The following is a 12758-nucleotide window of genomic DNA, read 5'->3' on the forward strand; positions in this document are numbered from 1 at the left end:
GTTCCTCCCTCATGTCGGCCGGGGCTGTCAACCGCCCCGATCCGATTCAGTATGCCAAGCATACAGAATTTCCGCGCACTGCCAAGTGTCGAAACATGCATTGAAGGGCAAATCTGTCGGGCGCGTCGCGCCCGGGCCTTACAGGTCGGCGGGTACCATATCGACGGCATGGCCATTGGTGCGTCGCGCCGGCAATCCGATGAACAGGACCAGCGCGATCAGCGATCCGCTCGCCATGATCACCGCAACCAACGCCAGCGGCACGTGCCGGGCAAACAGCGCGCCCGATGCGATCGGCGCCAGCGCCGCACCGATGCGACCGATCGTCAGCGCAAAACCGGTGCCGGTCGCTTTCAATTCCGGCGGATAGAGGCTGGCGAACACCGCGTAGAACCCGACGATCGCCGCATTGGTGACGCAGGCGATCATGGCGATCGCGACAATCCACGCGGTCAGTGTCGGCTGGCCCAGCCCGAATGATGACACCATCACGAATGACAGCGCCAGCGCCGCCAGTGTCGCGCGCCGCGTGCCAAAGCGGTACATCAGCCAGCCGAACGTGCCGCCGCCGATCGCGCCGCCCAGATTGGCGATCGCCAGTGCGCGTGCGCCCTCGGCGCGGGTATAGTGCAGCCCGGCAAATTGCGGATCCGACAGGATGGCCGGCGCCATTTTCAGAATGAAATAGAACGCCAGCGCGTGCGCCGCATACGAAAAGGCCACCAGCAGCGTAACCCGCCGATGCTGCGGGGCAAACAGCGCGGCAATCCCGGGGCGCGGCGCGATCGCTGGCGCCGGCGGCAGCGATGCCAGCGGCGCATGGCCCAGCGCGCAAAGCGAACGATTGAGCCGCACCAGCGCATCGCGCGGCCGCGCGCGTTCCAGCCAGGCCGGTGGCTCGGGCACCAGCAACACGAACAGCGGGATCATCACCAGCGTCATTGTGCCACCGAACTGGAACACCACGCGCCAGCCATGGTGGGCCAGCAGCACCGACACGATCAATCCGCCCAGAAACGCCCCCAGCGGATAGCCGATGACCATCAACGCCATCGCGATGCTGCGCCGCGCGACATTCGACAATTCATGCGTCAGTGCGTTCACCGCCGCCAGCATGCCGCCGATGCCAAGGCCGGTCAGCACGCGCCAGGCCGACAGGACCGGCGCCGAGGTCGCGGTACCGGCGCCAAACATGCCCACCACCATCAGCGCCAGACACGCCAGGATCGCGGGGCGCCGCCCCAGCCGATCGGCCACACCGCCCAGCAGCACCGAACCGACGCCCATGCCGATCAATTCCATCGACAGCACCAGCCCCAGCCCATCGGGTCCAAGATGCCATTCCGCCTTGATCCCCGGGCCGGCAAACGCGCTGGACAACACATCGAACCCGTCCAGCGCATTGAGCAGCACCATGATCGCGACCGCCAGCCATTGGCGGCGGCTCATCGGGGATGCGTCGATCACCGCCGTGGCGTTGGGCTGGTCCATCAGAAAATCCCCGGTTTTTATGGTTGTGGTCGTCACCCGCGACGGGCGTTATTCGTGAATGCGCGTCAGCATCTCGATCAGCGTTTCGACTTCCTTGTCGGTGAACCGCGATTTCAGCCAGCGTTCGTGCTCGCCGATGGCATCCTTGGCCATGGCCAGCGCCGCGCCGCCCGCGGTGGTCAGATTGAGCGTCTGCTTGCGCCGATCGGCCAGCGAGACGCCGCGCACAAGGTACCCGCGTTCCTGCATCCTGTTGACGATGGCCATCGTCGTGGCGCGATCCATACGCATGCGCTGCGCCAGGTCGGTCTGTGCGATGCCGGGGTGATCGTCGATCAGCCACAGTACCGAAACCTGTTTCTGGGTGAGGTCGATATGATTGAACGTCTCGGTAAAATGCCGATACGTCGCGCCGTGGGCCAGGCGAATATGAAAGCCTACGATCGACCGGATTTCACCGATATCGTCATCCCCGGCGACATGCGGTGTCGTGGGTACGAGCGTTTCCTTGGGCCGGGCCATTCGGTATTTCCTGCAGGATTGTCTGCTGCGCATACAAACCCATTCGGAAGCGATGTCTACGCCCCATTTTCACAAACCTGCGATCAGCCGGCGCCATGCCGCGCCTCATAGCCGGCAATCCATTCGACCGTCTTGCGCAAACCGCCGAACGGATAGAAGTGCAGTCGCACTTTGCCGTGCTCTGCTCCCAGCCCTGCGGCAAAGGCATCGACCAGCTTGTCCGGCCCGGCAGACCCGAGCAGGCTTGCAACCGAAATACCATATTTTTTCAGAACACTGGCAGACGCACCGACCCCGCACCGCGCGGCAAATGACAACAAGCGCTTGATCCCGGCTGGCCCCGGCACACCGATGCGCACCGGCACATCGATGCCCCGCCGGCGCAGCTCGACGAGCCATTCCAGAAAGGCATCGGGGTCGAACCCGAATTGCGTGACCACCAGCGGCGCCATGCCGCGCGACGCGATGGCGGCGACCTTGCGGTCAAGCACATCCCAGCATTCGTCCACCGACATGTTGGGGTGCCCTTCCGGGTGCCCGCCGACGCCGATCGCGGTGATGCCTGCACGCTCGAACGCGCCGGTTTCCAGCAGCGCCATCGTGTCGAAGTACGGACCTTCGGGCGCTGGCGGGTCGCCGGCCACGATGAAGCAGCGGCGAACACCGGCGTCGCGCACGACCGCGTTCAGATAGCCTTCGAAATCGTCTTCGGAACGGATCCGCCGCGCCGAAAAATGCGGCATCGGCTCGAACCCCAATTCGCGCACGGCCACAGTCGCCGCAATCCGCGCGGCGTGTTCCTCGCCGGGTAGAAACGTGACCGCGACCGGCGTTTCCACCGGGATCAACGGCGCGGCATCCATGAGCGCGGCGATGTCTTTTGCAGTCATCTCCAACGAATAGCCGTCGGTGATGATATGCGGAGGCTTGTCCCAGTTGCGATGTATCTGCGGTAACGTCATGGCACTATCCCGGCCGGAGACCGCCCCGGCCCGGCGTTCCATCGCCGGTGCCGGGGCAAACAATCAGCGCGCGGTGCGCCAGCCGTCCTGGTAGGTATCGCGCGCAACGCGCGAATACGGCACCGGGCTGACGATTGCGCGAACTTCGATCTGCTTGTGCGGTTCGACGGTGGATTTGCGCGTGCCGCCGTTTTCCTCGCCCCATACCACACGCACTTCGGTGCCGACGGGGATCTCGTGGTCGACCGTCGCCAGCGAAAGGCCCTGCTTTTCGTTGTAGGAATACCCGGTGAACATCGACAGGCCGACCGTCTTGCCCGCGGCATCGATTACCCGGTCGTAGTTCGACGAGGCATAGTTGGCGAGCGGCACATCGAAGAACTTGTACTGTTCGCCATCGGGGTTGAACATCGAGGTCCAGATCTTGCCGAGATCCTCGGGGTTCCAGGCCAGCGTCACTTTGTTGCGCTGCGTGGCAGGATCGAGCTGCTCCAGCGCTTCGCGGCCATGAAAATCATGGTCGAAGCGCACGAACGGACCATAGCCCAGTTCCCACGGGTTCAGATAATAGTCCTCGATATCGTCCGACACGAACGACCCGCCGATCGACCCGGTGGCTTCATAGCTGTCCGGCCCCAGCCATTCGCGAAAGCCCTTGAGCTTTTCACCGGTATAGATTGCGGGCAGCGGTGACGGGATCCAACCCGATTCCAGCGTGTTTGACGGATAGGCGCGGCTGCCGCACGCGATCAGGCCGAATTCCTTGCCGGCTTCCAGAATGGCGGCGCGGATCTCTTCCTGTTCCTCGTACGGGCCCCAGATTTCGAGACCGGGCGCGCCCGACATGCCGTGGCGCAGCGTGCGCACCGTGTGGCCGGCGATATGCATCGTCGACATGTTGAAGAACTTGAGCTGTTCGAGCGGCGCACCATGCAGCTTTTCGATCACGTTCCAGGCCTTTGGCCCCTGGATCTGGAAACGCCATTCCTTGCGATGCGCCGGCTTGCCCATCAGGCGCATCGGCGAACGGTCGTCCAGCTCGATCTCGACATCATAACCGCCGGTCGCCGCGTTATAGCGCAGCCAGTTCGACGCCGGCGCGCGGCCGACATACGTAAACGACGTTTCTTCTTCCCAGAAGATGATGCCATCGCCGATGACATGGCCATACGGCGTGGTGGGTACGTATTGCTTGGCCTTGCCGACCGCCCAGCCTTTCGACGAGTTGATCATCGTGTCGGACAGCAGCTTTGCCGCGTCCTTGCCGCGAATATACAGGTTCACCATGTGGTGCGACTGGTCGAACAGCACCGCGCTGTGCTGCCAGGCCCACTGTTCGGAACGCCAGTTCGAAAACTCGGGCGCGACCACCGGATAGACATAGGCGCCGAGTTGCGAATTGCGCAGCATCGCAACGATATTGCTTTGCTGCGACAGCAGCTGGTCAAGGTTGGCGGCAGTCACTTCAGCTCTCCCGATATTTGGCATTTTGTATGTATCACATACTATAAAATCCTGGCCGTGCAAATGGAATCTGGCCGCAGCAATTTTGCAGCAACGTGACGGTAAGGTCGAAAAAACTGCCCGGGAATGCCGGTTTCAGGCAGGCTGCGGCTGCACCACCATCAGGGCATCGAGCGCGATAATCCCCTGCCCCGCCGGATAGATAATGACCGGATTGAGATCGAATTCAACCAGGCGCGGCTCGCTGTGCAGCAGTCGCGCCATTTTCACGATCAGCGCCGCCAACGCCGGCACATCGAGCGCCGGCGCGCCGCGCCAGCCGGCCAGCAAAGCCGCGCTTTTCAACTTGCCAAGATCGGCGATCACATCCTGCTCGGTCATATCCGGCGTATAGAGCCGCACATCGGACAGGATTTCGGCAGTAACCCCGCCAAACCCGGCCAGCACGACCGCGCCCCATTCGGGATCATTGCGCCCGCCCACGATCATCTCGGTCCCGCGCGGCCCCATCGCCTCGATCAGCACGCCATCGAGCACGATCGTCGCATCATAGGCCGCAACAGCCGCATGCATCCGGTCCCAAGCCGCGCCCGTTGCCTCGGCATCGGCCAGATTGAGGATGACGCCGCCAGCATCGCTTTTGTGGCTGAGCGTGCTCGCCTGCGCCTTCATCGCGACCGGAAAGCCGAGCGCGTGGGCCGCGGCAACGGCGGCGCTGCGCGATGCGGCAAAGGCGCCCCGTGGGAATGCAACGCCCAATGGCGCCAGCAGCGCTTTGGCCCGGTATTCGGGGATGACACCGGCCGCATCGGCAAGCGCCGGCAAATCCAGCGGCGCCGGGTGCACAGGATCTGACGGAGCACAGGCAACGCCCAGCAGCGTCAGCGCACGCAACACGCGTTCGGTCGTCGCAAACCATGGCACACCGCGCGCGCGCAACGCGGCGATGTAATGCTCGGGCATGCGCGCGCCTTCATCCAGCCCGGCAAAAATCATCGGTTTGGTCAGCGTGCCACCTTCGCCCGCGGCCCGGTCAATTGCCGCAAGTATCGCGGGCACCTTGATATCGGCGGTGGTGGGGTCGGACTGGATGATCGCGGCGACAATCGCGCCGACCCGGTCATCGCCGAACAACGCAGTCAGCACCTCGGTGTAGATCGAGGGCTGGCTCAACCCTTGCGCCGTGATGTCGAGCGGATTGCTGACCGGGACAAAGGCCGGCAGCGCAGCGCGCAAGGCCGGCGCATTGTCATTGTCCAGCACGGTCAGCGGCAGGCCCAGCCGCTCCGCCTGGTCCAGCACCATCGCCTTGAACGCGCCGGATTCGCCCAGCACCGCGACATCGGGCCGCAACAACGCCGGGCAGCGCACCAGCAGTTCGGCAACATCGCCCAGTTCCTGCAACGTGTCGGCAAAAATAACGCCCTGACGCGCGACCTTGGCGCGCATCAGCGGATAATCGCCCGCCATCGCCCCGGTGTGCGTCGCGGCGGATTCGCGCGCCGCGCTCGATGTCCCGGGATGCAACAGCACGATCGGCTTGCCCGCCAGGCGCGCGCGCGCGGCCGCCGCCACAAACCGCGCCGGCTGGCGGAATTGTTCGACAATCATCGCGATCACGTGGGTATCGGGATCATCGATCAGCCAATCGACATAGTCCTCGACCCCGCTGCCCGCCTCGTTGCCGGTCGATACCGAAAAGCTGGTCGGGACCGCGCGCGCGATCAGCACGGTGCCCAGCACCGCCGCCATCGCGCCCGATTGGGACACGACACCGACCGCGCGGCGCCCGGCCGGCGGTTCGCAGAACGCCTCGACAAACGTCAGTGGAATCTTGTCGACATGGTTGACCAGGCCCAGGCAATTGGGACCCTCGATCACCATACCGGCCTCATGCGCGATACGCGCGATTTCGGCCTGTTCGGCCAGGCCTTGGGGTCCGTCTTCGGCAAACCCGGCCGAAAACACGATCGCCGCGCCCACGCCGCGCTCTGCCAGCGCCCGCACCGTGTCGATCACCGCCGGGCGCGGGATCGCCAGCACCGCGACATCGACGCCCGGCGGCAGATCCGCAACCGATGTCAGGCAGGGCCGCGCCCCGATTGCATCGCGCTTGGGGTTGATCGGATAGATCGTTCCGGCAAAGCCCGCCCGATCGAGATTGGTGATCAGCGTTGCACCCAGCGCGCCGGGCTTGTCGCTGGCCCCGACCACCGCGATCGATTTCGGACGCAGCAACCGTGCCAGCGCCTCGCGCGAAAAACGCGCCCCTGTATCCAGCATGCCCATCTCCTGCGCGCTTGCGCCTGCGTATTGTAGGCCGCGCTCAGCCTTTGACTTTGGTCGCGTCGAACGTGCTCAGCCCGGGCTTGAACGTCTTTTCGTCGAGGAACTGCTTGGTCGCTTCCTTGCGCGCGGCAGCGCCGCCAAAGCTGTGCAGCGCTTCCTGCGCGCGGATCTGGTATTCCAGCGCATTGTCGTATGTCATGTCGCCCACGCGGCGCATTGTCCATTTCGTCGCGCGCAGCGCATGCGGGTCTTTCTTGAGCAGCACATGCGCGATTTCGAGCACGCGCGTGTGCAACTGGTCGGCCGGCACCGCCTCGGTGATCAACCCTTGCGCCTCGGCCTGCTTGCCCGACAGGGTTTCGCCCATCATCGCGTGATACATCGCCTTGCGAAACGGCATCAGTTCCTGCGCGACCTTGCTGGCGCCGCCGCCGGGCAGGATGCCCCAGTTGATTTCCGACAGACCGAACTGCGCGTCATCGGCCGCGATCGCGATGTCGCAACCAAACAGCGGCCCATAGCCACCGCCGAAGCACCAACCGTTGATCATCGCGATCGTCGGCTTTTCATACCAGCGCAACCGTTCGAACCAGCCGTACGATTCGCGCTGCGACTTGCGGATAGCGCCCAGCCCCTGCGCTTCGGTTTCGCGGAAGTATTCCTGCAGATCCATGCCCGCCGTCCAGGCCGAGCCTTCGCCGGTCAGCACCAGCACACCGACATCGTCGCGGAATTCAAGCTCTTCCAGAACCTGCTTCATCCGCCGATTGAGCTTCGGGCTCATGCAGTTGCGTTTTTCGGGGCGGTTGAATTTGACCCATGCAATACGGTCTGCGACCGTATAGGCGACGGTATCGGCTTCGCTGCGATCGGTCATGATGTCCTCATTTTGCAATTTCACGATTATGCTATAGGCAATAGCCATAAAAATGGTATCGTCAATAACCGTTTCAAGCGTCCGACATGGCTGAAAAGCGAGACCCTGTTCCCATGACCGATCCGTTGCGCCATCGTCCGGGATACGCCCTGCGCCGCGCGGCCAATGCGATGATGGCCGAGCTGTCGCGCCGGCTCGACACGATCGATTTGCGCATTGCCGACGCATCGGTGCTCTTGCTGATCCACGATCGCGACGATGCCACATCGAGCGAAATCGGCCGAATTCTCGACATTCAGCGCGCCAACATGGTGCCCCTGCTGAACCGGCTGGTCGAAGCCGGGCTGGTCGAGCGCCGCCCGATCGACGGAAAATCGCAGGCGCTGCTGCTGACAGCGCTTGGTAAGCAACGGCGGGCGGAGGCAGACGCGATCACCACCGAATTCGAAATCTATCTGATGAACCTGATAGCCCCCAAGCACCGCGACCACCTGATCCCGGCGCTGGGCGGACTGTGGAGCGCGGACTGACCGGTTTGCAGCCGATCGGCAACCGGGCGCCAGTTTCGAAAAGCGCGCGAGGTTCAATCGATATTAGCCCTGCCGGCTTCGCATTGCCTCTGGCGAGCATGCAATAATTCGTATAGACGAAATTTCATGGACGCGAATTCGACATCTTCCGGGACGCAGGCCGCGCCGTTTGTCATCCTGCCCGGACTGATCTGTGATGCCCGCATGTTTGCAGGCCAGATCGAGGCGTTTGGCGCCACCGTGATCGACGGGTTTTACGGCGCGGCCGACCGGATCGGCGCGATGGCCGACTATGCCCTGGCGCGGATGCCCGATCGTTGCACGCTGCTCGGCCATTCGATGGGCGCGCGTGTGGCGCTGGAAATCTGGGCGCGCGCCCCTGCGCGCGTCGATCGCCTCATCCTTGCCGATACCGGCGCACATCCGGTCAGCGACAAGGAACGCGCCGGGCGTATGGCGCTGCGCGATCTCGGGCGGTCCGAAGGCAGCGCCGCGCTGGTCGATCGCTGGCTGTCGCCGATGGTCGGGCCGCACCGCCGCGACGATGGCGTGTTCATGCGCGCAATGCGGACAATGGCGATCGACGGTGGTTGTGCGGCTTACGAGCGCCAGATCGAGGCGCTGCTGCACCGGCCCGATGCGGCGGCGGTGCTGCCGACGATCACCTGCCCGACGCTGTTCCTGGTCGGTGCGGACGACGCCTGGTCGCCGCCGGCGCAGCACGCGGCGATGGCGCGCGATGTGCCCGGCGCACAACTGCGGATCATTGCCGATGCGGGCCACATGGCGCCCGCCGAAGCGCCCGAACAGTTCAATCGCTGCATCAGCGAATGGCTCGACAATACGTGAAATCGCCCCGGAATTCCAAGCAAGGAAGGTTACGAAAATGAGTGACGGCAATCTGCAGCAAGTGCTCGACAGCAAAGGCAACATCGTCGAATTCCTGCGCAACCAGCAGGTCGGACCCAATGCCTATCCCGGCGTTCCGGCCGAATATTCGAACTGGCGCGACGAGCAGCGGTCGTGGGCGGAAACCGCCGTGCTCTTCAACCAGAGCTTTCACATGGTCGACCTGCTCGTCACCGGGCCCGGCGCGTTCGACATGCTGTCCTATCTTGCGCCCAACAGCTTCAAGGGGTTCATCCCCGATCGCGCCAAGCAGTTCGCGCCGGTCACCCCCGAAGGCTATGTGATCGGCGACGTGATCCTGTTCTACCTGGGCGAGGAGACGTTTGAACTGGTCGGCCGCGCGCCGACGATCGAATGGGTGGAATACTGGGCGCAGACCGGGCGCTGGGATGTAAAGGTCGAGCGCGACGAACGCACCGCCGCGCGCCCCGAAGCCGAAAAGCACTACCGCCGCAACTACCGCTTTCAGCTGCAGGGGCCGAACGCGATGAAAGTGCTGGAAAAGGCGATGGGCGAAACCCCGCCCGATCTCAAATTCTTTCACATGGCGACGGTCGACATCGCCGGCGCCAAAGTGCGCGCGCTGCGCCACGGCATGGTGGGCCAGCCGGGGTACGAGCTGTTCGGTCCCTGGGCGGACTACGACACAGTCCGCGATGCGCTGATCGCGGCGGGCAAGGACGATGGCCTGACGCTGTGCGGCGGGCGCACCTACAGCTCGAACACGCTGGAATCGGGCTGGATTCCTTCGCCGCTGCCCGCGATCTACACCGGCGACTCGATGAAGGAATACCGCGAGTGGCTGGGTGCGAAATCGTACGAGGGCGTGTGTTCGCTCGGCGGCAGCTTCGTCTCGGACCGGATCGAGGACTATTACCTGACGCCGTGGGACCTGGGCTATGGCATCATGGTCAAGTTCGATCATGAATTCGTGGGGCGTGAAGCGCTGGAAAAGCTGAAGGATCAGCCGCATCGCCGCAAAGTCACGCTGGCGCTCGACAACGCGGACATCGTGCGCGTGATGAGCTCGATGCTGCAGACCGGCGACAAGGCGAAGTTTCTCGAATTCCCCAGCGCAGTCTATGCGATGCATCCGTATGACGCAGTGCTGAAGGATGGCAGGACGATCGGCCTGTCGACCTGGATCGGCTATACCGTCAACGCCGGCCGGTTCCTGGCGCTGGCCATGATCGAGGAGGAGTTTGCCGAGCCCGGTACCGAAGTGACGCTGCTGTGGGGCGAACCCGATGGCGGCACGTCGAAACCGACGGTCGAACGGCATATCCAGACCGAGATCAAGGCCGTAGTCGCACCGGTGCCCTATTCGGAAGCCGCGCGCGATACATACGCCGACGGCTGGCGCACGAAGGCCTGACGTCAATCAAGCCCTCCCCTCCGGGGGAGGGCTTTTACAAGAAGGGTGCACGATGATCGCGACGACACATGTTGGCAGCCTGCCGCGCGGCGATGCGCTGACCCCGTTGCTGCTGGCCCGCGACAAGGGCGAGCCGTATTCGGCCAAAGACTTCGATGACACGGTGCAGGCTGCGATCGACGATGCACTGGCGCACCAGATCGATTGCGGAGTCACGATCGTCAGCGACGGCGAACTGGGCAAGATCGGCTATTCGACCTACATGATCGAGCGGCTCGAAGGGTTCGGCGGCCATATCGAGCGCAGGGCGGCGGCCGATCTTGCGCCGCATCCCGAATTGTCGAAAAAGCTGTCGGCGATCATGGGGAGCCAGGAATTCACGCGCGCGTCGTGCATCGGCCCGGTCCGTCTGAAAAACCTGCAGCCGCTGCACGACGATATCCGGCGTTTCCAGACGGCGCTGGCCGGTGTCCCGGCGCAGGCAGCATTCATGAATGCGGCCTCGCCGGGCCTGATCACCGCATTCCAGGTCAATCGCCATTATCCGACGCACGAGGCCTATCTTGCCGATATCGTCGATGCGATGCGCCCGGAATACGAGGCGATCGTTGCCGCAGGATTTGCGCTGCAGCTCGATTGCCCCGACCTGGCGATGTCGCGCCATACGGGGTTTCAGGACAAGACCGAGGCCGAATTCCTGAAAATCGCGGCCGCCAATGTCGAGGCGCTGAACGCGGCCACGGCCAATATCCCCTCAGACAAGATGCGCATGCATGTTTGCTGGGGCAATTACGAGGGGCCGCACGACCATGATATTGCGCTCGAGCGCGTGATCGACATCGTGCTGGCGGCGCGGCCGGGCACGATCCTGTTCGAAGCGGCCAATCCGCGGCACGAGCACGAATGGACCGTATGGCGCGATTGTCGCCTGCCCGATGACAAGATCCTGGCGCCCGGAATGATCGACAGCTGTTCGAACTATGTCGAACATCCCGAGCTCGTCGCGCAGCGCATCGAGCGTTTTGCCGCCTTTGTCGGCAAGGACCGGGTGATCGCCAGCACCGATTGCGGTTTCGGCACATTCGCCGGCTATGGCAAGATCGACCCCGCGGTCACCTGGAAAAAGCTGAAAGCGCTGCGCGAAGGCGCCGATATTGCGGACAAGCGCCTGTGACCCCCGATACCATGCTGACAGACGCTGAAATCCTGGCCGCCGAATGGGCGTGCGCACGCCTGGTTGCGCGCTATGCCAATCTGAACGATGCCGGCGCGTGGGAAAAACTTGCCGATCTTTATGCCGAAGACGGCTGTTTCGCCCGGCCCGCCGCGCCAACCGAGGTCGTGCACGGCCGGGCGGCAATCCTGGAAAGCCTGCGCGCACGCCCGTTGCGCAAAAGCCGGCATATTTGCAGCAATATCGTCATCGATGTCGTGAGCCCGGTCGAGGCGCGCGGCGAATGCGCGATGGCGCTGTTCATCGAAGGGGCCGAACCCAAAGTCGGCACGTTCCGCGACCGGTTTATCAGGACCGGCCAGGGCTGGCGTTTTTCCGAACGCTTCGGCTCGCTGGCGTACTAGATGGCGCCATCGGCATCCTCGCCGGGCGTCAAGTCGGCGCTGCGCACGCTTGATCTTATCGAATACGTCGTGGCGAAACCGGCAGGCGTCGGCGCACAGGAAATTGCCGCCGCGCTGGCGATCCCGATCAGCAGCTTGTCCTATCTGCTGGCGACGCTGGTCGAACGCGGGTACTTGCGCCGCGAAGGCCGCACCTACGTCGCAGGCGCAGGTCTCGACCGGCTGCAATGCCCACGCGGCGAGCTTTCGCTGATCGATCTGGCGCGGCCGCTGGTCCGGGCCCTGCGCCAGCAGACCAACGAGACGACTTCGCTGTTCGTCGCCATCGGCTGGGAGGTGGAAGCGGTTGTTACCGAGACATCGAACCACAGCTTGCGCTATGCGATCGATGTCGGTCGCCGCACGCCGATGCATTGCGTGTCTGCGGGCAAGGCGTTGCTGGCCTGTCTGCCGAAGCCGACGCGCGATCGCTATTTCGCCGAAGCGCAGCGGGAGCGGTTTACCCCATTCACCGTGTGCGATCGCAGCGCACTGGAAAACGAATTTGCCGCGACCCGGGAAACCGGCTTTGCCTTTACCCGAGAGGAATACACGATCGGGATCTATGGCATCGGCGTGCCCGTGCGCGCCAAAGGCCAGGTCGTCGCCGCACTCAGTATCGGATTGCCGACCTCGCGGCTGACGCCGGACATGCAGGCGACCATCATGGCGCAATTGGGTGCAGCGTCCCGCGCAATCGAGGCTGCGCAGTAACGGCCTTC

At 63.9% G+C, this 12758-nt stretch carries 12 protein-coding genes; 6 read left to right on the plus strand and 6 right to left on the minus strand.

All coding sequences use genetic code 11. The annotated features are described in order from the left end of the window. Window positions 1-138: 138 nt before the first annotated feature. From ACOOE2_RS15500 to ACOOE2_RS15525, 6 genes are all read right to left on the minus strand, one after another. Window positions 139-1491, minus strand: a complete 1353-nt coding sequence (locus ACOOE2_RS15500; RefSeq protein ID WP_420383890.1) for an MFS transporter — start codon at window positions 1489-1491, stop codon at window positions 139-141. A 48-nt stretch (window positions 1492-1539) separates the two neighbouring features. Continuing rightward, window positions 1540-2013, minus strand: coding sequence for a MarR family winged helix-turn-helix transcriptional regulator (locus ACOOE2_RS15505; protein ID WP_420383891.1), 474 nt, complete (start codon window positions 2011-2013; stop codon window positions 1540-1542). A gap of 83 nt (window positions 2014-2096) precedes the next feature. After that, a complete protein-coding gene (locus ACOOE2_RS15510; RefSeq protein WP_420383892.1) occupies window positions 2097-2975 on the minus strand; it encodes a methylenetetrahydrofolate reductase in 879 nt (292 codons plus the stop codon). Window positions 2976-3038: 63 nt separating this feature from the next. Next, the gene (ligM, locus tag ACOOE2_RS15515; RefSeq protein WP_420383893.1) at window positions 3039-4439 is read right to left on the minus strand and encodes a vanillate/3-O-methylgallate O-demethylase; all 1401 of its coding nucleotides are present in this window, start codon (window positions 4437-4439) and stop codon (window positions 3039-3041) included. 135 nt (window positions 4440-4574) lie between these two features. Next, entirely contained in the window at window positions 4575-6722 is a 2148-nt protein-coding gene (locus ACOOE2_RS15520; protein WP_420383894.1) for an acetate--CoA ligase family protein, read from the minus strand. Window positions 6723-6765: 43 nt separating this feature from the next. Beyond that, a complete protein-coding gene (locus tag ACOOE2_RS15525; RefSeq protein WP_420383895.1) occupies window positions 6766-7605 on the minus strand; it encodes a p-hydroxycinnamoyl CoA hydratase/lyase in 840 nt (279 codons plus the stop codon). 113 nt (window positions 7606-7718) lie between these two features. On the opposite strand from ACOOE2_RS15525, the gene ACOOE2_RS15530 reads away from it, so the two are divergent. The 6 genes from ACOOE2_RS15530 (at window position 7719) to ACOOE2_RS15555 (ending at window position 12750) form a co-directional block, all read left to right on the plus strand. Beyond that, entirely contained in the window at window positions 7719-8135 is a 417-nt protein-coding gene (locus tag ACOOE2_RS15530; RefSeq protein ID WP_420383896.1) for a MarR family winged helix-turn-helix transcriptional regulator, read from the plus strand. Between the two features lie 126 nt (window positions 8136-8261). Continuing rightward, a complete protein-coding gene (locus tag ACOOE2_RS15535) occupies window positions 8262-8984 on the plus strand; it encodes an alpha/beta fold hydrolase (RefSeq protein ID WP_420383897.1) in 723 nt (240 codons plus the stop codon). A gap of 37 nt (window positions 8985-9021) precedes the next feature. Beyond that, the gene (gene desA, locus ACOOE2_RS15540; RefSeq protein ID WP_420383898.1) at window positions 9022-10419 is read left to right on the plus strand and encodes a syringate O-demethylase; all 1398 of its coding nucleotides are present in this window, start codon (window positions 9022-9024) and stop codon (window positions 10417-10419) included. 52 nt (window positions 10420-10471) lie between these two features. Continuing rightward, window positions 10472-11593, plus strand: coding sequence for a cobalamin-independent methionine synthase II family protein (locus ACOOE2_RS15545; protein ID WP_420383899.1), 1122 nt, complete (start codon window positions 10472-10474; stop codon window positions 11591-11593). Continuing rightward, entirely contained in the window at window positions 11590-11997 is a 408-nt protein-coding gene (locus ACOOE2_RS15550; protein WP_420383900.1) for a nuclear transport factor 2 family protein, read from the plus strand. The genes ACOOE2_RS15545 and ACOOE2_RS15550 overlap by 4 nt, the downstream gene beginning before the upstream one ends. Then, window positions 11998-12750, plus strand: a complete 753-nt coding sequence (locus ACOOE2_RS15555; protein ID WP_420383901.1) for an IclR family transcriptional regulator — start codon at window positions 11998-12000, stop codon at window positions 12748-12750. Window positions 12751-12758 lie beyond the last annotated feature (8 nt).

It is taken from the genome of Novosphingobium sp. (assembly GCF_965214355.1).
Classification (GTDB): Bacteria; Pseudomonadota; Alphaproteobacteria; order Sphingomonadales; family Sphingomonadaceae; genus Novosphingobium.

What these genes read in the sequence shown, in the direction of transcription:
- ACOOE2_RS15500 (WP_420383890.1), bottom strand. Translation starts at nt 1,491, where the DNA reads ATGGACCAGCCCAACGCCACGGCGGTGATCGACGCATCCCCGATGAGC.
- ACOOE2_RS15505 (WP_420383891.1), bottom strand. Translation starts at nt 2,013, where the DNA reads ATGGCCCGGCCCAAGGAAACGCTCGTACCCACGACACCGCATGTCGCC.
- ACOOE2_RS15510 (WP_420383892.1), bottom strand. Translation starts at nt 2,975, where the DNA reads ATGACGTTACCGCAGATACATCGCAACTGGGACAAGCCTCCGCATATC.
- ACOOE2_RS15520 (WP_420383894.1), bottom strand. Translation starts at nt 6,722, where the DNA reads ATGCTGGATACAGGGGCGCGTTTTTCGCGCGAGGCGCTGGCACGGTTG.
- ACOOE2_RS15525 (WP_420383895.1), bottom strand. Translation starts at nt 7,605, where the DNA reads ATGACCGATCGCAGCGAAGCCGATACCGTCGCCTATACGGTCGCAGAC.
- ACOOE2_RS15530 (WP_420383896.1), top strand. Translation starts at nt 7,719, where the DNA reads ATGACCGATCCGTTGCGCCATCGTCCGGGATACGCCCTGCGCCGCGCG.
- ACOOE2_RS15535 (WP_420383897.1), top strand. Translation starts at nt 8,262, where the DNA reads ATGGACGCGAATTCGACATCTTCCGGGACGCAGGCCGCGCCGTTTGTC.
- desA (WP_420383898.1), top strand. Translation starts at nt 9,022, where the DNA reads ATGAGTGACGGCAATCTGCAGCAAGTGCTCGACAGCAAAGGCAACATC.
- ACOOE2_RS15545 (WP_420383899.1), top strand. Translation starts at nt 10,472, where the DNA reads ATGATCGCGACGACACATGTTGGCAGCCTGCCGCGCGGCGATGCGCTG.
- ACOOE2_RS15555 (WP_420383901.1), top strand. Translation starts at nt 11,998, where the DNA reads ATGGCGCCATCGGCATCCTCGCCGGGCGTCAAGTCGGCGCTGCGCACG.